13 protein-coding genes are annotated in these 22,141 nt (G+C 36.3%); 4 read left to right on the top strand and 9 right to left on the bottom strand.

Annotated features, from left to right (window positions below):
* Window positions 1-6 precede the first annotated feature (6 nt).
* The 5 genes from QWY87_RS06190 to QWY87_RS06210 all read right to left on the bottom strand — a co-directional run bounded on the left by QWY87_RS06190 (window position 7) and on the right by QWY87_RS06210 (window position 12,562).
* A complete protein-coding gene (locus QWY87_RS06190; protein WP_290289524.1) occupies window positions 7-3,210 on the bottom strand; it encodes a hypothetical protein in 3,204 nt (1,067 codons plus the stop codon).
* Between the two features lie 21 nt (window positions 3,211-3,231).
* Window positions 3,232-4,695 (bottom strand): RagB/SusD family nutrient uptake outer membrane protein, encoded by a 1,464-nt coding sequence (locus tag QWY87_RS06195; RefSeq protein WP_290289525.1) that lies wholly within the window; start codon window positions 4,693-4,695, stop codon window positions 3,232-3,234.
* A gap of 5 nt (window positions 4,696-4,700) precedes the next feature.
* Window positions 4,701-7,715, bottom strand: coding sequence for a SusC/RagA family TonB-linked outer membrane protein (locus QWY87_RS06200; protein WP_290289526.1), 3,015 nt, complete (start codon window positions 7,713-7,715; stop codon window positions 4,701-4,703).
* A gap of 281 nt (window positions 7,716-7,996) precedes the next feature.
* Window positions 7,997-10,801, bottom strand: a complete 2,805-nt coding sequence (locus QWY87_RS06205; protein WP_290289528.1) for a helix-turn-helix and ligand-binding sensor domain-containing protein — start codon at window positions 10,799-10,801, stop codon at window positions 7,997-7,999.
* Window positions 10,802-10,933: 132 nt separating this feature from the next.
* Window positions 10,934-12,562: a glycoside hydrolase family 16 protein gene (locus QWY87_RS06210; protein ID WP_290289530.1), complete on the bottom strand. Its 1,629-nt coding sequence runs from the start codon at window positions 12,560-12,562 to the stop codon at window positions 10,934-10,936.
* An 826-nt stretch (window positions 12,563-13,388) separates the two neighbouring features.
* Between QWY87_RS06210 and QWY87_RS06215 the strand changes: the two genes are divergently transcribed.
* The gene (locus tag QWY87_RS06215; protein ID WP_290289531.1) at window positions 13,389-13,778 is read left to right on the top strand and encodes a DUF302 domain-containing protein; all 390 of its coding nucleotides are present in this window, start codon (window positions 13,389-13,391) and stop codon (window positions 13,776-13,778) included.
* A 24-nt stretch (window positions 13,779-13,802) separates the two neighbouring features.
* On the opposite strand, the gene QWY87_RS06220 is transcribed toward QWY87_RS06215, so the two are convergent.
* Window positions 13,803-14,354 carry a hypothetical protein gene (locus QWY87_RS06220; protein WP_290289534.1) on the bottom strand — a complete coding sequence of 184 codons (552 nt, stop codon included), beginning with the start codon at window positions 14,352-14,354 and terminating at the stop codon, window positions 13,803-13,805.
* Between the two features lie 80 nt (window positions 14,355-14,434).
* Here QWY87_RS06220 and QWY87_RS06225 point away from each other — a divergent pair, with 80 nt between their 5' ends.
* The gene (locus tag QWY87_RS06225) at window positions 14,435-15,775 is read left to right on the top strand and encodes a DEAD/DEAH box helicase (RefSeq protein ID WP_290289536.1); all 1,341 of its coding nucleotides are present in this window, start codon (window positions 14,435-14,437) and stop codon (window positions 15,773-15,775) included.
* Window positions 15,776-16,179: 404 nt separating this feature from the next.
* On the opposite strand, the gene pafA is transcribed toward QWY87_RS06225, so the two are convergent.
* Window positions 16,180-17,820: an alkaline phosphatase PafA gene (gene pafA / locus QWY87_RS06230; protein ID WP_290289538.1), complete on the bottom strand. Its 1,641-nt coding sequence runs from the start codon at window positions 17,818-17,820 to the stop codon at window positions 16,180-16,182.
* Window positions 17,821-17,911: 91 nt separating this feature from the next.
* On the opposite strand from pafA, the gene QWY87_RS06235 reads away from it, so the two are divergent.
* Both QWY87_RS06235 and QWY87_RS06240 read left to right on the top strand, forming a co-directional pair.
* Window positions 17,912-18,652: an MlaE family ABC transporter permease gene (locus QWY87_RS06235; protein WP_290289539.1), complete on the top strand. Its 741-nt coding sequence runs from the start codon at window positions 17,912-17,914 to the stop codon at window positions 18,650-18,652.
* A complete protein-coding gene (locus QWY87_RS06240; RefSeq protein WP_290289541.1) occupies window positions 18,653-19,414 on the top strand; it encodes an ABC transporter ATP-binding protein in 762 nt (253 codons plus the stop codon).
* A gap of 3 nt (window positions 19,415-19,417) precedes the next feature.
* On the opposite strand, the gene QWY87_RS06245 is transcribed toward QWY87_RS06240, so the two are convergent.
* Window positions 19,418-20,632: a retropepsin-like aspartic protease gene (locus QWY87_RS06245; RefSeq protein WP_290289544.1), complete on the bottom strand. Its 1,215-nt coding sequence runs from the start codon at window positions 20,630-20,632 to the stop codon at window positions 19,418-19,420.
* A 32-nt stretch (window positions 20,633-20,664) separates the two neighbouring features.
* The gene (locus QWY87_RS06250) at window positions 20,665-22,113 is read right to left on the bottom strand and encodes a DUF389 domain-containing protein (protein WP_290289545.1); all 1,449 of its coding nucleotides are present in this window, start codon (window positions 22,111-22,113) and stop codon (window positions 20,665-20,667) included.
* Window positions 22,114-22,141: the final 28 nt, after the last annotated feature.

Below are 22,141 nucleotides of genomic sequence, written 5' to 3' on the forward strand. Positions count from 1 at the left end.
ACATTTCTAGTTATGAAAATATACGTTGTCAACATATACAGTATTGTTTCCAGTTGGTACACCAACAAAAATGATTTGTGCAATATTGGCTCTTGTCGTTAAACCTGTGAAATCTGATAGATCTAAATCCAGACTAACCCATTCTCCCTGGGCAGGGCTGGTAATCGTAATTTCATGTTCCACATCATCTCCTCCACCAAATCCACCATCAGCTCCAAAATCAACAAGTTTCACTTTAAACTCAGTAAAGTCAGCAGACCATACATCAAGATGGAATTGTGTCATTAAAGTAGCGTCTATCTGAGCAGTTACAGTCTCGATTCCTACGAAATCCAAAGCACTGTACTTTTTAGTTGCATTACCATCAACAGCAACGTCTTCAAGTGTTGCAGAAGACCAATCGGTTCTCCAAGTATCAACTGTAACATCATCATAAGCATCACTAAACATTGAAATTACATTGGCAGCTGCCACTCCAGGTGCTGGCGCAGCAGTGGTTGGTTCTGTTGCCGGTGTTCCACCTCCGGTACCATCGTTATAGAAATAAACATTATCAACAAAAACCGTATTACTTCCCGTTGGAGCACCTACAAATATATACTGTGCAATATGCCCTCTTGCAGTCAATCCGGTGAATTCACTCATTGGAATATCCAAACTAACCCATTCTTCTTGAGAAGGATTGTCAATAGTGATTTCATGTTCTGAATCATCTCCTCCTCCAAACATTCCATCAGCTCCAAAATCAACTAACTTAACTTTAAAAGTTGTAAAATCAGCAGACCATACATCAGTTCTAAAATGAGTCATGTTACTCGCATCAACTGTTGAAGAAACCGTTTCAATTCCTACAAAATCTAAAGCACTGTATTTTTTCATTGCACTTCCATCAATGGTAACATCTTCAAGCGTAGCTGATGACCAATCTGTTCTCCAAGTGTCAACTGTAACATCCGTGTAAGCATCGCTGAATAAAGATGTAACATTCGCCTGATCTTGTCCTGGAGTTGGTGCAGCAGTTGTTGGTTCGTCAGATCCACCACCACTACTTGATGACAACGTAATATTATCAAAATAGACTATGTTATCCTGCGTTCTCGCATCGAAGTCTGGAAATACTACGATTGCGTCAATATCAGTAGAAGAAGGCTCTCCTATTTTACCTGAAAAATCAAATACAATTTCTTCCCATTCGTTTACCTTGGTGTTTTTTATTTTTATTTCACCAGTAGATGCTTTATTTGACTCAAATTTAATTCCTACATCACTAATTACAGATTTCCAAACCATGATGGATACTGTACTATTTGATGCATCAAGCGTGAATTTTTGACTCAATTGAGTTACTGTTCCGGCATAATCTGCCCCACCAAATGGTGCTGTGAATTTAGCAACAGTTGCTGTAGCATTGGCTCCTGACATATCAGGATTAGCAATTACTTCTAATGGAGGAGTATCTGCTTCGAAAACATCCCATTTAGAGCTTCCACCTGTTTCAGGCGTTTCAAAGTCTATAGGAAAGCTTGTTGGTCCTGCTGTACCTCCGCCATTATCATCACCAGCTACTTGTTTTAAGTTATCAAAATAATAAACAGCATCATCACAAGCATTATCTCTGTCAAAGTATACAATTATACTCTTGAAAGTCTTATCTGAATGTGCTGAGAAATCAAATGTTAGTTCTTCCCACTCACCTACTTTAGACATGTCTTGATTAATCGCAACCAGAGGATCTGTGTTAGGGAAAGGTTCAAATTCTAACTGTAACGTAACAGTTGTTGTTTTAGACTCACCATAAACCATCAACTTAAATGCTTTATTAGGAGCGCTCGTAAGATCTATCGCATTAGCTAGGGGTTTACCAACACCTGACCAGGTTTCGCAACCAGCTGTCTTAATATAACTCTGTACATTACAACTTTCGTTGATACCTGTGGCCTTAGGGTTGTCTACTATTTCAGAAGCAATGTTTCCGAATGGCTCAAAGCTATGCGCAATATCTTTTGTTTTAAAGGTCCAATTGATATCTCCATTTGCAGGATCAATATTCTCTTCTGTTTCTTCAACACAATTCAAGTCAGCAGCTTCTTGTTCAATATCATCAAGATAGAATGTACCCGCTGATTCTCCAGGTCCATCAATAAAGATAACCATCGTGCCATATTTACCTGTTGGTACAAATGGCTGTCCATTAGTTTCATCTCCGTCTATAAAACTCTTAACTGCATCAGTAGCATAATTAAAACTCAATAATTCCCATCCTGTACCACCATGGGTTGCAGTTACTTCATTTTCTCTTTCACCATCTACACCACCTTCAAATTTCAACAATACTGGTAGCGTTACGTCTGACCAAAATTTAATAGTAATGGTTTTGTTTTCTCCACCAAAATCAACCGGTGTTCCAAGATCAGCAGCCACTCCTTCCCAGTTCACACCAGAATTTGTTACGGCACCTACTTTTGATGCTTCAGCATTTACGCCTGATAAATCAGGATTGTCAACTACTTCAAATGTAGTTCCGCCAAATGTTCCAAAAGCATAGTTCACTGCTGGGTCATCAAAAGTAATAGGCAAAGCCATAGCTCCTGATGCATCTCCTATAGTTATATCTTCAGTGTATTCCAATGTTTCAGCACTCGCCCCTTTGGCAACTACTCTCACTGTATAATCTCCAGATACTTCATAAATATGCTCAATTTCGCTATCAGGCATCAATTGAGATGGTTCTTCATCTTCCACATCTCCAAAATAAACATCAAACATAGTTGCGTTGTCAGCACTTGCGCTTACTTTTATTAATTTTGGATTAGGATTGCTTTGATCTATGGTAACCTCCAAATTCTCTGGAGCACTAAATGACACATTAATCACTTGTGTAAACTCACTTGTCAATGCAGTTGATCCAACTCCTACAACTCTTACGCTAAATTGACCTTCAGCATAAACGTGATCAAGCGAACCTCCTGGGGTTACCACCTCTGGTGTTTCATCTTCAACGTCTCCAAAGTAGACATTAAACTCTTGTGCTCCTTCTCCTGAAGGAGTTACAGTTACCAGTCCTGAATCATCCTGAGCGATTTCAAAAACACTCGTGACGTTTGTCGGAGCAGATATTTCTTGAAAAGCATAAGAGACCTCGTTATCTTCACAAGCAATAAATGCCGATCCAAAAATAATTAATACTAAAAGGGTTTTTAAATATTTCATCTTTCTTCTTTTTATTTATTTTTAATAACCGGGGTTTTGTGCCCAACGATCTCCTGCTAATTCTATTTCTATTGAAGGAATTGGGAACAATTCGTGTTTCCCACTTGTAAATCCTTGAATTTCTTGTGCGGCTCTGCCAGTTCTTACCAGATCAAAAAATTGATGACCTTCACCCAACAATTCCAAACGTCTTTCTTGATAAATGGCACTTGTTAATGATGTACCTGTCTCATTTGATTCTGCTAATCCAGCTCTAACTCTTACACGATTCAAATAAAGCAGTGCCTTACTGTCATCAAGACCACCTCTATTATATGCTTCTGCAGCCATTAACAATACATCTGCCAGACGAATTGCTCTGTAATTATTAGGATTAGTAAGATTCGCATCTCCTGTATTCAAATCACCTTGACGTGCTATATATTTTCTGTTAAAAAATCCGGTATGCTCATATCCTTCTGCATAAGTTGCTCCGGTTTCTGCAGACCAGGCAACAATATCAAGAATGGCAACATCCTTACGCAAGTCAGCTGCTTCATACTGATCAGCTGCTTCTTGTGTTGGCACATTAAAGCTAAATCCTGAATCAAATGTAGGACCACTATAGTTTCTGATACCGTTAAAACCAACTGCTACATTCCCTTCACTACATTGAAGACATCCAAACCCGGCTCCCTCTTTATCAGTGTACTGCACTTCAAAGATGGATTCGTTATTGTTTTCTCCTTCTTGTTCAAAAATCGTATTGTAATCAGTTGTTAAAGTATAAGGCCCGGCAATCACTTGCTCAAAGGCACCAGCTGCATCTGAAAATTTTTCCTGATACAAATAGATCTTACCCAGAAGCGCTTGAGCTGCACCTTTTGTAGCACGTCCTGTTTCTGCTTCTTCCCATGATACTGGTAAATTTTCAGAAGCGAAAATCAAATCACTCTCTAACTGAGCATAAATTTCTGCTTTTGGTGTTCTGTCTAATTCAAACTGATCACCAAACTGAATTCTTTTATCAACTGCAAACGGAACATCTCCGAACCATTTGACCAATTCAAAATAATAGTAAGCTCTTAAAAAACGGGCTTGAGCAAGTACTTCATTTTTATTGGTAAATTCTGTTTTGCCTTGAAACTCCATGATATAATTCGCACGATTTACTCCTGCGTACATCCAACTCCATATATCTCTGAGTTGCGCGTTAACAGGTGTATGAATCATGTCATCAATTTCTTGGATTCCAACGACATCATTTGCGCTTTCACCACCAGCTAAGGTATTGTTCGAAGCAATTTCTCCGAGCATGACATTTATATATGAAGATTGTAAAAGATCATATGCTCCTATTAAAGCCTCCTGATAGTCACCTTCGCTATTAAAATAGTCTTCAGAATTCTGATCCTGCGATTCAACATCCACAAAATCATCACTGCATGACGTAACTATTGTAAATACAAATACAAATAGTATTGATGTTATTTTAAGTGTTTTCATAGTTATTAAAATTTAAGATTTACACCTAACATATAGGTTCTTGGAACAGGATAAAATCCTTGATCTATACCTCCTCCAATAGGTTCACCGGTAGATGCCGATGGGTCATATCCTGTATACTTTGTAAATGTATATGCGTTATTAACTGAAGTGTATAATCTGAATTTGTCAATACCCTTCGAATTATCTGTGTTAAATGTATAGCCCAATTGAATATTTTGAATTCTCAAATAGGAACCATCTTCTACATAAAAGTCTGAAAACAATCCGTTTGAATTGGCTCCTGTAGTAACTCTATGGAACGAATCAGTACTACCTTCACCAGTCCACCTATTCAAAAAATAAGCACTTCTGTTCGTCAAGGGTTGGTTACGCTCATAATTTCTGACAATCTCATTGCCTATTGAAGCGAAAAAGTACATTCCAAAATCCCAACGTTTATAGTTCATTCCTAAATTAAGACCCATGGTCCATGGTGCAATCGGATCTCCAATATAAGTTCTGTCATCCTCGTTAATCTGTCCGTCATTATTTGTATCAACATAGCGCAAGTCTCCGGGTGAAGCATTGGTTTGCGTAGCATGACTAGCAACTTCATCTTCATTTTGAAAAACACCATCGGTTTTAAGTCCATAGAAATAACCAATAGGCTGACCAACTTCCATCCTTGATGGTGGCTCTTGTCCTACACCGAATGAACCTCCGGTAACAAAACCATTGTCGCTTGACACAAAAGTTACTTCATTGTTTAGATACGTCATGTTATAACTGATATTGAATCTAAAATCATCTGAGATATCTTCTCTATAAGCGATCTGAAATTCAAATCCTTTATTTTCAACAGACCCGGCATTGACAATAGGCGGTCTTGAACCAGGAGCAGCTGCTCCTAAGATTCCTGAAACCTGAGGAACCAATAATAAATCATCTGTCGTTTTATTAAAGTAATCCATCGTGACATCAATCTTGTTATCCAAAAATTTCATATCAAGACCAATATCAAGTGTTTTTTGTTTTTCCCATTGTATCTCTGGATTGGCCAAAGCTCCTTCGGCCTTACCGTAGATCAATTCATCATTTAAAACATAGGTAGCTTCTCCATTTAGAAGAGAGACATAACCATAATCAGGAATACGATCATTACCAACGATTCCGTAACTCCCTCTCAATTTTAAGAAATTAAGCCATGAGGTTTTCTCCATAAAAGATTCATCTGTCATGACCCATCCCGCTGAAACCGATGGAAAATAACCAGCTCTGTTTTCAGGACCAAATCTTGTAGATGCATCTCTACGCAAAACAACAGATATCAAATACTTTCCTTTGTAATCGTATTGGGCTCTTGTGAAATACGAAAGTAATCTTGTATCATATGTGTCACCTCCGTTTATATAATTATCCACAACATCTGATGCATTCTCAATACTGGCATTTTCAAAAGAGTTATCAGGAATATCAAATCCTGTAAATCCAGAAAACTGACCCGTTGATTGAAATACAGACATCGCAAGAAGCGCTGTAAGGTTATGTGTATCCGCCCAACTGTTTTTATAAGTTACAAAATTGTCCCAAGTATAATCTCTGTAGATATTCTGGTATTCATTAACACTATTTCTAGTAACATTAAATACCTTTCCTGAACCATAATATACTTCAGGCATAAATACCTTTCCTGTTACTTCCGAATAGTTGAACTGAAACCTTGATTCAGCAGTAAAATGCTCTAAAAATGAATAGTTCAAACCAACGACTCCGGTAATCTTGTCTACATGGGTTTCATTAAAGGTGTTTTCAATTTGAGCTACTGGATTAATTACTTCATTTCCTAAGCCTTCTGCCAAGGTGTATTCTCCATTTGCATCTGTTACTGTCAAATCTGGAGCCATATTCAAAGCATTAAACAAAACCGAACCCAAAGCGTTTTCAGAAAGATTCTTTCTGTTCGTCTTTGTATAGATAGCAGAGGTATTCAATTTGAAATTCTTCAAAAAATCCAAGTTATAATTAACCCTACCTGTAAAACGATTGAAGTTAGCATCACTACCACCAACTATACCGTCTTGAGTCAAATAAGAAGTTCCAACAGAAAGTTTTGAATCTTCCCAACCCTTATTCACTGCAAAATTTACATTTGCAATAGGAGCTGTCTGGAATATTTCATTTTGCCAGTCAGTTCCTTTTCCTAGTGTGGTAAAGTCACTGTATGGAGGAGTATCTCCACCTGCTGCATAACTTTCATTAACCAGCACGCCATATTCTGTTGCATTTAAAGACGGAATTTTTCTGGTTGTTTCTTGTATACCAGCATAAGTATCCAAATCAAATTTTAAGTCACTGCTTTTGGTACCTGATTTAGTTGTAATCAGTATTACTCCATTTGCAGCCCTAACTCCATATATACCTGCCGTAGCATCCTTCAGTACATTTATACTTTCTATATCATTAGGATTAATAACACTTAAGTCTTCAATCACAGCTCCATCTACAAGTATAAGTGGATCATTATTACCATTTGTTGTAACACCCCTGATTCGAATATTAGAGGAACTACCTGGAGAACCTGAATTAGATGTAATATTCACACCTGATACCTGCCCTTGCAGTGCTTGTTCCACCCTAACCGGGTTTAATTTCTCAATGGTTTCAGACCCCACAACTGCAACTGCACCGGTGATCTCCTTTTTAGACTGGGTTCCATAACCAATCAATATCACTTCATCCAAAGACTCCGCATCTTCGATTAAAGTAATGTTTAACGCATCAGCATTCTCGATTTGAACCTCATAGGTTTCAAAGCCTATATAAGAAAAAACGAGAACTGAAGAAATAGGAACATCTTCGAGAACGAAGTTTCCATCAAAATCAGTGGCTGTTCCAGTACTTGTTCCTTTAATCAAAATACTAACACCTGGTAAAGGAGAATCAGCACCTTCATTAACCGCTCCTGTTACTGTTACATTTTGAGCCGCAGCCGAAACAACAATAAAAAGGAAAACGAAAAAAATTATTTTTGACTTCATACAATTAAATTTGAATCTGAAAATTAATTGACATGAACACCTTTTCAATAAAAAAAGCCTATACAAAAAACATACGGCTCAATTCAGCTTTAAGATAATTGAGTATAGAATAGTGACAAAATAGTATCGAAAATACCGATATAATTGGTATTTGGAGAGATGGGTATTGAAATAATAAAGAATAAAATAAAATATAAAAAACCACCTATACAAGGCTGAAATTGGTGTTTGTTGTAGTAATGTTGTAGTAAAATTGACTTATTGTTAACACCTGTAGGGTCTTAAATTTCCAAAATATAATCAATTAAGTTCACTGAGTGCTCCAGACTCATTTTTTTTCGCAGTCTATATCTTTTAATTTCCACACTTCTCACCGAGATATTCAGCAAGGGAGCTATTTCTTTAGAGCTAAGATTTAATCTTAAAAAAGCACAGAATTTCAAATCATTTGCGGTTAATTCAGGATGCTTGTTTTTCATCTTATTTAAAAAATCCTTATCAGCATTATTAAAGGCCTCTTTGAAAAACTCCCAATCACTATTGTTACTAAGGTTTTTATCGATGACTCTCGCCACTTCTTTTCTTGATGCGGTATCTTCCAATTGCAATAAATCATTTTTTATTCCCTGCAAAAGTTCATTTTTATTAATTAGACTCATAGCTGTGGTGGCCAGCTCTCTGTTCTTACTTTCTAATTCAGATTTGAGACGGTCATTTTTTAACTTCATGATCTCCTGGCTACTTTCCAACTGCGACAATTCTATTTTTTTCTTATTATCTTGAATCAACCGATTCCTCTGGTTCTTATAATATTGAACAAAAATCCTGTTAATAACCAACAAAATCAATAGAACCGTAAGTACATACAAAATTACAGCCAAATTAGACCAGTACCAGGGTTTTGCAATATTAAAACTATAAGAAGCCGTATTCTTGGTGAGTTGGTTGCCAACCCTACCCCTAACATTAATCTTATAGTCACCAAAAGGTAAATTCTCTAAGGAGATGTTAGGCTCGCTCATCCACTTGCTCCAATCCTCATATAAGCCCACCAGCTGATACTGATATAAAACTTGAGCATATTTATCATAGTTTGCAATACTATAGGATACAATCAAACTATTCCTGTCAAAACTAAATTCACCCGATTCTTTGATGCTCACATTTTTATTTTCAGCATTTTGAAATTTTTCCTGAACAGCGTCAATTTGTATGGTGTAATCCTTTTCCTGAAACTTGCGAACATCAAGTACAGCATATCCATTGGCAGTACCTATAACGAAGTTGCCCTGAGAACTCACTGAAATGTTCTCATAGCCGGTTAAGCCTTGATTCTGCCTAAAAAAATTCGGGATAGAGATCGTTTCTTTTTCTGGCTTGCCGTCAAAACTATCCTGCTTGACGTAAATAATGTTCTGAGGAGAAAACCCCCATAATGTACCATTCTCCTCTTCTACACTCAATTTCCCGAAAACGGCATCATCCTTATTAAAAAAAAGCGCTGTAAAAAGGCTGTCTTTTACTAAAGTTGTGGCTTTATGGTTAAAATTATATACGCCTTGATTCGAAGCATACAGAATCTTATGCTGATACCTGAAAATATTCGAATCAAATCCTACCGGCCCCAAAACCGCAAGATTTTTCATTGACGTATATTCTTTTTCTAAATCCAAAACATGAATCCCCTTAAACTCGTGATTTACAACTATTTTGTACTTATCTGCAAACACGAACGATTTTGACGACATATCAAATCCCTCAATATTGTTCTTAAAAACCCATTGCCCATCTACTTTCTCGAGAACGCTAAGCCCTCCGTAATTTCCCTGAATCAATAAATCTTTATTGCCAGGAACCGGCTTTACTTCCCACGTTCCTGATTCCAAATAAATCGGAGTGGCCTTTTCTCCTTTTATAATAAAGGTTCCCCTTGTATGTGAACAGAATACCGTCCCATTAATATTTTTTAAATTCCAGACCTGACCTGATGTTCCTTTCACTAATTTAAACTTGCCCTCGTCATTAAGTCGCCTGGCAAATAACCCTTGATTTGTTCCTAAATACAATACGTCATTGTGTTCCAATGTTGCATAAACAGCTCCAATTTCACCCTTAGAATCAATAAAGACTTTAAAAACTGATTCCAGATTCACCACACTTATCCCATTGTCCAAACCAAGCCATAAATTATCATCCTCATCTTCAAAAGCAGTAAGTATCGTATTATTAGCCAGTCCATTTTCCTGATTCATTTTCTCAAGAAGCACACCTTCTTTACTAATTCGAATGTATCCTCCTGAAATTGTACCCATCACAAAACTTCCATCCCTGAGTCTCAGGCTTGAATAAAGTAATAAATCTGAATCTTGGCTCGATCGATCAATTTCCCATTCCGTCACACGATCATCTTCAAGGAAATAAAACCTTCCTTTTTCCGATAAAATTAAAAGTTTCCCTTCCTGCTGATATAAACCAACTATAAAGTTATCTGTAAAAATCGGGTGATTTGATTCAAGGACAACATTTCCGTTCTGAATGCTATACAAGCCTCCATCGCCTTTTTGAATATATAGTTTATCCTTAAGATTAAATATTTTTGCTCTGGGAATCACAAAATCAATGACTTCGAAGGATTCATCCAGCGTATTATAGATATATAACCTGTCTAAAGACTGGAACAAAACCCATTCTTCGCGAGAAGTGATATTCCAGAAATGTTCATCATCTATTAAGGGTTTTGATAATTTATCCAGTAAGGAGGTATACTCAAGACTCCCCAGCTCGTTTCTTTTCCAGAAACCAAACTCCATATAACATCCAGAATATATCAATCCATCTTTCTCATAAACAGCGCGAATGATCGTACCATTAGGTGATGGATATAATTTCCAAACTGCCCCGTTAAATTCTAGCAAGCCGCTATTATTCCCGAAAAACAAATGCTTTTCATCATTTTGTGTTATGGACCAATTCTGATTACCAGCGGCATAATCTAACAGCCCATAATTTTGAACAGGAGGTAATTCCTGAGCAGACAAGACCTGAACAAAAAAAATACATAACAATACAAGATAAATTCTCCTCATAATTAGTAACCGGATATATATAATACCTAACTAGAACTAACGAAAGTTTATTTCTGCTCACAGGTTCAATCCCGACAAATATAAAGTATTTTATACCGTTGTGACCGAAAGCATGTTCAACTAGGTCAGAGATTATTGATATACTCTTACGTAATCAATAATCATTTCTGATTCTGAAAATGAGGCATCAATAGTGCCACCTAGGTTTCCTCCCATTGCAATATTCATAATAAGAAATTGACTCGCATCAAAGGGCCAGTTGTCATTTGTTTGAATCACTGGATTATAGGTGTAAAACCTTTCTCCATCAAGTAAAAATGAAATTTGATCCTCTGACCATATCATCGAATAAATATGATATGCATCATTCTCATTCTCGATATCTGTCTTTTTATAATTCGTGGTACTCCCAAAGCTCGAGGGTGTATGAAGTGCGCTCTGAATATGCCCCGGAGTGTTCCCTATATATTCCATAATATCTATTTCACCACATGCTGGCCATCCAACAGAAGTAATATTAGATCCTAACATCCAAAGCGCTGGCCAGGTACCACCTCCAGATGGCAATTTTGCTCTTATATCCACGCGTCCATACCTGAAACTATATTTCCCTTGTGTCTTAAGCCTTGTAGAAGTATAGGATGATCCGCTAAAAGATTCTTTTTTTGCTATAATCTTAAGAACTCCATCCTCAACAATTACATTATCAGGTCTATCGGTATAATACTGTTTCTCATTGTTCCCCCAGCCCAAACCTGGCTGATTTGCTCCACTTCCATCTCCAATATCATAGGCCCACTTATTCGCATCCGGAGATCCATCTGCGTCAAATTCATCTCCCCAAACAAGGTTTTTATATTCCGGGTCAGCAGGGATTTCGGCTTTTTCTTCTGTTGTTAGGACAAAAAACCAACCATTCCCATCGTCACCTTCGGTTCTAAGTATCAAATCTTTTTCAGTTCTTGCAAGAATATCATAAACATGAGTTCCGCCAATATAAAATCCCAGAAACGCATTTCCGGATAAATACAGACTTTCAACACCGCCAATTGATGCATATTGCCATTCTTCCTTATAATCACTTAAAGGATAGTTTTCAATTTCTTCATCTTCATTTGGAGCTTCAGCAGAACTACCCAAGTCATTGGTCAAAGGCCCTTCTTTTCCATATACAGCACCACCTGTCTTATGCTCAAACGATTTGTCGGTTACAAAATAGTAAGTATCATCATACATACTTGTATACTCTTTTTCAAAGGCTTTAGCAGCCCAATACTCAGGTGTTGATGCTCCTAATGGTCCAACTCCCATATGTCCTCCTACTTCGCTCTTTATTCTCCACTTTTGGGAACCATTATTTGTCAATAATGATAACAAATCTGTTGGAACCTCATATTCTCTCTTTACTTCAATGATGACATTCTTATTAACCGCACCATTACTTTGACCAACCGCCTGAATTTTAACATCATAGACCTGAATCCCAGGAGTCTCAAAAGTTAGTGATAACCTACCATTAACCATGGCTTGAGATAACCCGTCATATTCTAAGCGAAACCCACTGGCATTATCAGCTGTAGCAGTAAAATTTACCACGCCACTTCCATCACCTTCGGGATTACTCGCGGTTGCTCCAACAATATCAGTTGTCACCACGAGATTCGATACAGGCAATGTCTTGGGAATTTCGGGATCAGAATCCCCTCCACAACTCATCAAAAATCCAGTTAATAAAATATAGAGCAAAAAGTTAGTTTTCATAAGAATTATAATTTTCTGAAATTTAAAAAAACTAATTGAGTCCTCATAAAAAAAATAGACACAATCTGTTCTTGATTAAAATAAAAAATTTCTCTACTTATTCTGAACTAAAAAAAAACCTTCGACACACTTAAAATGATCGATTTATTTTTACATTTTTATTGATTAAAAATCTGGCAATAAAATTTAATTTTAGATATTTTTTATCGAATAGTGATTTTTGCATATTCATAATTTACACCAAATAAAAGTCATGCCAAACAGCAGGTTTTTGATCATCCAAAAAATCTGATTTTGATTATTTACTCTCGTGTATTTTATATAAATTAGGGCTCTCATTTAATAATTTATTGAAAATTTCATCATTTTACAAAAATTAAAACTATTTGTTTTAATAATTCAATTTAACAGACTGGTATATATATCTTTAAACTAAATAATAAAATTTAATTTTTTCAATAATATTCACTATAGAAAAATCTTATAGTGAAGAAAAAATAATACTTAAAGTGTTGATTAACAATATTATATATTAATTATACTATTATAAAGCACTTTTTTAACTATTTTGAAATCTCAAGGTGAAAATAATATGATTTCCAAAGAAATAACACACAGTTATCCTCCTCTATCTCAATAACAATCAGTGCCATTTATTTTGATCCTTAACCAGCAATTTTACAAAAGTAAAACCATCAAATAAAACAAATACAAATCATCTAAAAATAATAAAAGACAGAAAAATAATAAAAAAATCAGGCCTGTTTGATCGCTAAAAATAGTAACTTTATAAGACACTTAATTTGGCTAAAAAAAACGCATCAACATGAACTACTATATCAATAAAACATTAAAGAACATTTCTTTTGAAGAAGGAATTGAAAGAATTACGGAAACTTTAAAGACAGAAGGTTTTGGCATACTCACCGTTATAGATCTCAAGGAAACTTTAAAAAAGAAATTGGATGTTGACTTTTATAACTACAAAATTCTAGGGGCCTGCAACCCTCAATTCGCTTATAAAGCACTTCAAGCAGAAGACAAAATTGGAACCATGCTACCATGCAATGTCATTGTACAGGAAAAAATCAAAGGTGAGATAGAAATATCCGCAGTTGACCCTATGGCCTCCATGCAAGCTGTAGAAAATCAAAATCTGGGTGACTTGGCAACAGAAGTCAGAATGAAACTCGAAAACTGCATCAACAAACTATAAGACCTTACTCATTGGGCATAATTCCTATAAGGCTATAAAGCCCTCATAAGCGTATTTAAAAGGCTTTTGACCCGAAGAAACCCATTTGCCTGCTAAATAATCCCAATAGCCATAATTAAGAGTAAAACCAGACAAAGTGACTCGATAAACATCCCTACCATCCTTTTCACCAAAGAATTCTATTTCTAAGCGATCTCCGTTATCGCCATTTGTATACCATTGTGATTCGCCCTGACCATCAGCGGCGTGAACAAACTGCAAGTTATAGGTCCCCACATCCCCCGTTTGGCTATAAACGTAGCTGCCTTCGAGTAATGATGAGCTTGATTTTGGGCTAAAAATGATTAAATCATAGAGATCAGACTCTGGAATGGGCTCGAGTAATCTTAATTGATCTTCAGCCTGCCCACCACCTGCTTTTACCCATGACATCTCACCAGTTATGCTAAAAACCTCCCCATCAAGCACATACTCATTGACAATTGGCTCAACAGGAGCATCACTGCTTGAGCATGAAACCAAAAGCTTCAAGCAAGCAAAAAACAGCAATAAAACGTAAAGAATTCGACCATTCATATAATCAAAACTAATATTTATCGAACTAATGATAGATTTCCCGAATGTATAATTAATTTTGTAAAAAATAAACATGTACCATGAAATCATTTGAGGACTTAAAAATCAACAAGCCACAATTAAAAGCTTTAGTTGATATGGGCATCACATCACCCACCCCGATACAAGAGAGATCAATACCGGCTGTTAACTCAGGAAATGACATGGTAGGGCTTGCACAAACAGGAACAGGAAAGACACTCGCCTACCTCCTTCCCGTACTTAAGTCACTGACCTATTCAGAACAAATCCACCCAAGAGTTCTTATTCTTGTTCCCACAAGAGAATTGGTAACTCAGGTAGTTGCCGTAGCCGAACAACTATCTGCTTATCAAAATGTGCGTATTGCAGGCGTTTATGGAGGAGTGAATATCAATAATCAAAAAGACTTAGTCAGCAAAGGACTTGATATTCTAGTGGCCACACCGGGAAGGTTATTTGACCTTGCCGTTTCAGGGGTTCTTCGACTCGCCTCAATTCAAAAATTAGTACTTGACGAAGTTGATGAAATGCTTTTTATTGGTTTCAGACCTCAATTATTAAACATCCTTGACATATTACCCAAAAAGCGCCAGAGCATTATGTTCTCTGCTACTATAACGGATGATGTAGAGGAAATGATTCAAGGCTTCTTCAATAGACCGAAAAAAATAGAAATCGTTCCGGTTGGAACTCCTTTGGAAAAAATAACCCAAATAGGCATCTCTGTACCTAATTACAAGACCAAAGTAAACTACCTCAGACATACACTTCGTAAAGATTCTCTCGATAAAGTATTGGTCTTTACAAAGAATAAAAAAATTGCAGACAGGCTTTTTACAGAATTAAGTGAAGATTTCAAGGACGAAATAGACCTTATACATTCTAACAAATCTCAAAACTATCGCTTTCAAGCAATTGAAAAGTTCCAAAGTGGTGAGGCGAGAATCTTAATTGCAACCGATATCGTTTCAAGAGGGATGGACATCTTAGGTGTAAGCCATGTCATAAACTTTGACGCACCCAGATACCCCGAACAGTACATTCATAGAATAGGAAGAACAGGGCGCGCAAGAAAAAGTGGAGAAGCCATCTTTTTATTCATTCCAAGCGAAGAAGAAGCGCTTTTGGAAATTGAGATATTGATGCAAACCGAAATTCCGATTAAAAGCCTGCCAGAAGAAGTTGAGATCTCCAAAATACTCATGCCGGAAGAAAAAGACAAGAGTTCAGAAAAAGAGATTGGCAGTAATCTAAAAAAGATTGAAAAACCGGGCTCGGCATTTCATGAAAAAAGCGAAAAAAATAGAAAAGTAAATTTAGGCGGATCTTATAAAAGAGAAATCAAAAAAAAGTATAAAAAGCCTAAAACCAGACCTCCCAAGACGAAAGGAAAAAAATAGTTGAATCCTACTCAAAAAATAATTACATTTTTTTGCGATTTTTTTTCGACACATTACAATATAAGAAATCTATATGCGTTGTATTATCTCATTAGTTTTTATTTTAAAACTAGGGAAAATTGTTATTGTTAAAGAAGAGAACTCTCCTGTAAAAGGGAGAGTTTTTTTATGCTTATTATTTTCCTGATTACATGACTTAAATTAGATCCAACCTAAAGTGTTAATTTAAAAAAAATTCAATTTATTTTTAAGCCTTTACAATATAAAAAACTTTGTTGCGTTGTATTATCTCATTAGTTTTTTTTTATTTTAAAACTAGGGAAAATTGTTATTGTTAAAGAAGGAAAACCCTCCAAGTAATTGGAGGGTTTTTTCTTTTTAAAAAGTATTTTATTTACTGGTTTTTACTTCAATGCTGACTTCAAAACTTTCCCCGTATTACTGTTTGGGAATTGAATTTGAAGCAAGTTCGAAACTGTTGGCGCAATATCTATAATCTCGACATAATCCCTGCTTCTACCGGTTTTAATACCCTTACCAAAAAACATAATCGGTACGTGCGTGTCATAATTATAACCCGAGCCGTGAGTGGTACCCGTCTCTCTCATATATATAGTCGCTGGATTTGGTATCATCACAATATCTCCAGAAAATTTTTGATTGTAACCGTTTTGAACATAACTCAATATCCCTGACTGAAAATCAGTTGTTTGAAGCGTCTTGGCTGTCAACACCTTGTGGACACCTTCGTAATTAATGATTTCCTGGGCCAATTTTTCTGCCACTGTATTGGCATCAAGCTTAAGACGATCTAAAACCTCGCGGTTCAGAAAAACCTGGAAATTGGAAAAGTTTTCGATAAGGTCTGGCACACCATAATACTTCTCTCCCAAATCTTTCAAATACTCCCTGAACAATGAATAGTCAAAATATCCTGCTGGAATCTTTAAGGATTTAAGATAAGCAGGAACAGGGACCACAGCATGATCAGCTGTCAAAAATAATGTATAATTATCAACACCTAAGTTCTTATCAAGGTATTTTAACAGCTCAGCCATCTCTAAGTCAAGCCTTAAGTAAGTATCTTCAATTTCCTTTGAATCAGACCCGTACCTATGCCCAATATAATCAGGGCTTGAAAAACTAATAGCTAAAAAATCTGTATAATCTCTTTGCCCCAATTCTTCTCCTTCTATAGCTGCAATAGCAAATTCCTTTAAAATAGAATTCCCATATGGCGTCTCTTTAATCAAATCAAAGTTTCCGTTTTGCTCACTTAGTTTTTTCAATTCATGTGGGAAAACCGGTTTTTCTTCCCCTACAAAAACTCCTTCATAAGGATTATCATCAGCAATACTTTCTTTATAAGATTTTATGGGATATAAAGTCTCCCAATCATTTTTCATATATTTTCTAGGAAACTCCTTTTTATTAAAATCAATTACCCATTTTGGAAGTTCCTCCATATAAAAACCAGATGTAATAAACTTTCCTTCATCCTTCCCAACGAACCAGTATGAGCCATTCGATGTATGCCCTCCAGGCAATACAGCCGAACGATCTTTGAGCCCAATTGCTATGGTCTTCCCATTCATATTCTGAGCCAACCTAAGTTCATCTGTGACGGTTGTTGCCAATAGTCTAACCGGAGATTTTTGTTCATAAGGCAGTTCAGTACCAATAGCTTTAAAATTAAAATCATCTACACAGTAGATCATTTTTTTCAAATACTTATCATACCAATCATTCGCAACTATTCCATGCCCACTCCCTGTGGTACCAGTATAAACAGAGGCATGTCCAACCGCTGTGACCGTAGGAACATAATTAAAATGGGCATTTTCAAAATTATAACCTTCTCTTAAGATTCTTTTAAAGCCTTCTTCTCCATAACGATCATAAAATCTGGTCAGATAATCGTATCTCATTTGATCTACTATGATTCCAACAACTAGCTTCGGCCTGTCTACGGTTGTTATGTCTTGACCAAAACTCTGTACACTTGAAAATAAAAGGAATAATCCCAATAACGCTTTTCTTATCATTTGTTTTTTTTTGGCTAAATTTAAGGATAAAAGCTTTTTAATTGCGAATATGTCTGCCAAATTTTAATATTTTAGCGTTATAGTAATGCTTATGAAATACTTGCAAAATATTGGATTATATTTTATCATGTTGGGCCAGGTCTTTAAAAAACCGCAGAAAAGATCAGTTTTTAGAGAAAGTCTTTTTAAGGAAGTTGATGAATTAGGCCTCAAATCAATTGGTATTGTTGCTTTTATATCGTTTTTCGTTGGAGGCGTTGTCGCGATACAAACAGCCTTAAACGTTGACAGTCCTTGGATTCCTAAATACCTCATTGGCTTTGCGACGAAAAGATCAATAATCCTTGAATTTGCACCCACCTTTATGTCAATCATTTTGGCCGGTAAAGTTGGCTCCTATATCACTTCAAGTATCGGAACGATGAGGGTTACAGAGCAAATTGACGCCTTAGAAGTTATGGGAGTTAATGCTTTAAATTATTTAGTTTTACCCAAGGTGATCGCCGCTGTATTTTTCTATCCTTTTATCGTTCTATTGGCTATGTTTCTAGGCATATTTGGAGGATGGGTTTCAGGATTTATGACAGGACTCTTTACATCAGACAGTTATATAACAGGTATCCAAATGGATTTTCAGCCTTATCTCGTGAGATATGCCATCATTAAAACAATGGTTTTCGCATTCTGCATATCAACGATACCTTCCTTTTATGGTTTTTACGTCAAAGGCGGATCACTGGAAGTAGGAAAAGCCAGTACACAGGCCGTGGTTTGGACCAGTATCGTTATCATATTATTAAATTATTTCTTAACTCAAATGCTTTTAGGATAGATGATAGAAGTTACTGACATACACAAATCATTTGGCGACCAGGAAATCCTGAAAGGGATTTCAGCCACTTTTCACAAGGGCGATACCAGTATGATCATTGGAACCAGTGGATCTGGAAAAACGGTATTTTTAAAATGTTTGCTAGGCCTTTTCTCACCTGAACAAGGCGATATCTGTTATGACAATAGGCATTATAGTAAAATGTCATTGTCAGAAAAAAGAGAACTGCGTAAAGAAATTGGTATGGTATTCCAAGGCGGAGCGCTCTTTGATTCTGAAACAATTGAAGACAATATCAAATTCCCATTGAAGATGTTTACGAAGCAGACTGATGAGGAAATGAGAGACAGGGTAAATTTCGTATTGAACAGAGTGAATCTTGAAAATGTCAACAATAAATTTCCGGCAGAACTATCCGGAGGTATGCAAAAACGGGTTGCAATAGCCAGAGCCATTGTTATGAATCCAAAATATTTATTCTGTGATGAACCAAATTCAGGGCTTGACCCCAAAACGGCTATCATCATTGATAATTTAATACAAGAGATCACAGACGAATACCAAATGATTACGATTATCAATTCTCATGATATGAATTCTGTCATGGAAATAGGAGAGAAAATTATTTTTCTCAAGCAAGGACTTAAAGAGTGGGAAGGTTCTTTTAAAACCATCTTTAAAACTAATAACGAGGCCGTTACAGACTTTGTTTATTCCTCAAATCTTTATAAAAAAGTAAGGGAAGCTTACAATAATGGCTAGAAACTAATCTGCCTTTTGAACATTTGGCGCTAAGTAGTATTTCTCTAATTTTATTTGCTTGGCTTTGCTCGAATCGTCCTTAACAATGATATTTAATTCATGGTCATCTTGAAGAGGAGATGCTTTCACCAATAAATCGCAAATATCCATAGAAGCGGTATCGAGCTCATTAATTTTAATGATGCTATCTCCGGATTTCAACCTTGTCGACAAATCTTCATCCCACACTATACCAACTACAACCTGGCCATTTTTGACCGTTGGACTAAATGACCAAACTTCTTCCTGAAGATCAACTTTATGATCAAAAGCTTCAAAATAGAAGCGCTTCTGTTTAAAATTAAGTGTAGCCTTGCCATAACTGAGTAAATCAGCTCCTATTCTTGATTTAACGGCCGTTGTAGAGATACTTATAACATTTGCGAACTCAGTGCCCAGAAAATCAATTGAGGGCAGCTGAACCCTATAATGAGTTGTTGGTTCAGAGACACCAAACAGACCGACTCCTTTATATCCTTGAGCCGAATCTATATGGCTAAAAACCTGAAGCTGTTTCAATTTTTTAAAACTATTAAATGAAAGATCGTAAAACCCTTCAGCTCCAGTATCCAACAATACCTGCTCTCCTGCTCTGCCCTCTCCATTAAGCCTAATCCAAATATAAGGGCTGCTCTGATTACTATTCAAAGCCATATTAAGATAATCCAAATCCTCAAGACCCAATTTCTTTACTTGATCAGTCAGGATAATCTGTTTTTTCTTTGCATCAATCTGAACAATAGCATTTCGAACTAAATTACTCCCAATGATCCCGTCAATCTTCAAACAGTCAAAAAGGAAATTACTCATGGTATCATTGACAATAGCAGGAGAATTTTTAAAACTTACACCACCAATGTCAAGCAAAGGAATCATGACAACATTCAATGGCCGCCTTTTATCGTTAGCATCTTTTACCTGAATGGTTTGAAGGGCTTTAGTTTGAATCAGATCCTTAAGAGAATGACTGATAAGATTAGGAGCACCTGTATCAAATAAAAACCGATACGTTTGACCTTGAATCTTAACCGGTATAATAATTTTATTCTTTAATTCAGTATACGCAACTTCAGTGTAGTAGTTCTTTTTAGCAGCTTTACCTTTATTAAAATTGACATTTTGCGCAAAAATGGGCAGGGAGAAAAACAATATCAGCAGCCATACAGGAGTTGCTCTCATGAAAAATATTCAGTTAACTTTTATGAAACGATTTATGGGAGTTCTCTAATTTCAATGTTTTTAAGATCTAATCGTGCCTCCATCCATTCTTTCAGTTTCTTTTCATCTTGTCTCCGTTGCTTTTTACCGACAAGTGGCTTCCACTTTACAGAGATAATATTAGCCGTGTCAATTTTTTCGAAATCTGAAACAAATTCTTGCGCAAAGCTCACTTTTTTCAAACCATTATAATTTATGCCAATCTCTTTAACAACACGATCAAACAGCACTTCATTATCATAGTATCTCCGTAAATCTTTTTCCAATTTACTTATCCTTATCTCCTTTTCTTTAATGGTCTCATCCCTGGAAATCAACATCCTGTTACTATCCATGTACAAGTCTTTAATTTGGTCAATATCCTCTCTCAACCTGGAATCATCCTGACTCTGCAAGATAGTTAGCTTCGTATCCTTTAGGCCCAGCTCCTCCATATCAACTTGCCATCTCTCCCGGTCAGCAGCATTATAATCATTCCCAAAGATGTACAACTTAATCTCTTTAGATTGATAATCAACACTTTCACTAGGATCGCCAATAATATTAACTCCTTGCTCCTGCAGGTCTCTGATAAACCTTTCGGCTTTCGTATCATAATCATTTATGAGATACAACAGATAGAATTGATACACACTAAAACCCAAAACGACAACAGCAATCAATGAGGCAATTCTCGAAATTCTTTTTCTTTTGGCTTGGTTAATATATTTAAGCATCGGAAATCTTAAATATTTGGTAATCGCAAAAGCAGCCAGGGCAATGAAAATAGAGTTTATGGTAAATAGAAATATAGCACCTCCAAAATAATTAAACTGACCTGTAGCAAGACCAAAGCCTGCAGTACACAAAGGTGGCATCAGCGCGGTTGCAATCGCTACACCCGCTACCGTGTTGAATTGCGCCTTTGGGCGGCTAATCGCAATAATTAATGCCAAACCACCAGTCATGGCAATTAACACATCTCTTACATCAGGTTTTGTACGGGCCAATATTTCTGGAGTCGCCTCTTTAAAAATTGGGATACTAAAAAACAAGAACGAGGTTAAAAGGCTCAAGAAAACCATAGCCCCAAAATTGATCACTGAAGCTTTCAAGGTATCTACGTCGTTTACCCCAATTGAAAATCCAATCCCAAGTATAGGACCCATCAAGGGAGAAATAAGCATCGCTCCAATTACAACTGCAGTTGAACTCACATTTAATCCAATCGATGCAATCAGAATTGAGAAAACAAGAATCCAGGCTGTTTGCCCTTTAATGGAAACTCCTTCCCTTATAATTTTAGCCGTAGCCTCTTTATCAGTGCCGGTTTTTATATTCAGAAGCTGTGGAATATATTCCTTTAGACTCTGAAAAAAACCTTTAAATTCCTTTTGAACATCCTCTTTGTGCTCGTTGAATTTTTTATCTTGTTCTAACTGAACTTTGTCTTTTTCATCCATAAAATTGGGCGCTTACTACTCTGCATAG

This window comes from Lutimonas halocynthiae, from assembly GCF_030409835.1.
Taxonomy (GTDB): Bacteria; Bacteroidota; Bacteroidia; order Flavobacteriales; family Flavobacteriaceae; genus Lutimonas; species Lutimonas halocynthiae.

Bases quoted from the DNA above. Each gene is read 5' to 3' on its own strand.
- QWY87_RS06210 (WP_290289530.1), bottom strand. From the start codon at position 12,562: ATGAAAACTAACTTTTTGCTCTATATTTTATTAACTGGATTTTTGATG.
- QWY87_RS06205 (WP_290289528.1), bottom strand. From the start codon at position 10,801: ATGAGGAGAATTTATCTTGTATTGTTATGTATTTTTTTTGTTCAGGTC.
- QWY87_RS06190 (WP_290289524.1), bottom strand. From the start codon at position 3,210: ATGAAATATTTAAAAACCCTTTTAGTATTAATTATTTTTGGATCGGCA.
- QWY87_RS06240 (WP_290289541.1), top strand. From the start codon at position 18,653: ATGATAGAAGTTACTGACATACACAAATCATTTGGCGACCAGGAAATC.
- QWY87_RS06215 (WP_290289531.1), top strand. From the start codon at position 13,389: ATGAACTACTATATCAATAAAACATTAAAGAACATTTCTTTTGAAGAA.
- QWY87_RS06200 (WP_290289526.1), bottom strand. From the start codon at position 7,715: ATGAAGTCAAAAATAATTTTTTTCGTTTTCCTTTTTATTGTTGTTTCG.
- QWY87_RS06195 (WP_290289525.1), bottom strand. From the start codon at position 4,695: ATGAAAACACTTAAAATAACATCAATACTATTTGTATTTGTATTTACA.
- QWY87_RS06250 (WP_290289545.1), bottom strand. From the start codon at position 22,113: ATGGATGAAAAAGACAAAGTTCAGTTAGAACAAGATAAAAAATTCAAC.
- pafA (WP_290289538.1), bottom strand. From the start codon at position 17,820: ATGATAAGAAAAGCGTTATTGGGATTATTCCTTTTATTTTCAAGTGTA.
- QWY87_RS06235 (WP_290289539.1), top strand. From the start codon at position 17,912: ATGAAATACTTGCAAAATATTGGATTATATTTTATCATGTTGGGCCAG.
- QWY87_RS06225 (WP_290289536.1), top strand. From the start codon at position 14,435: ATGAAATCATTTGAGGACTTAAAAATCAACAAGCCACAATTAAAAGCT.
- QWY87_RS06220 (WP_290289534.1), bottom strand. From the start codon at position 14,354: ATGAATGGTCGAATTCTTTACGTTTTATTGCTGTTTTTTGCTTGCTTG.
- QWY87_RS06245 (WP_290289544.1), bottom strand. From the start codon at position 20,632: ATGAGAGCAACTCCTGTATGGCTGCTGATATTGTTTTTCTCCCTGCCC.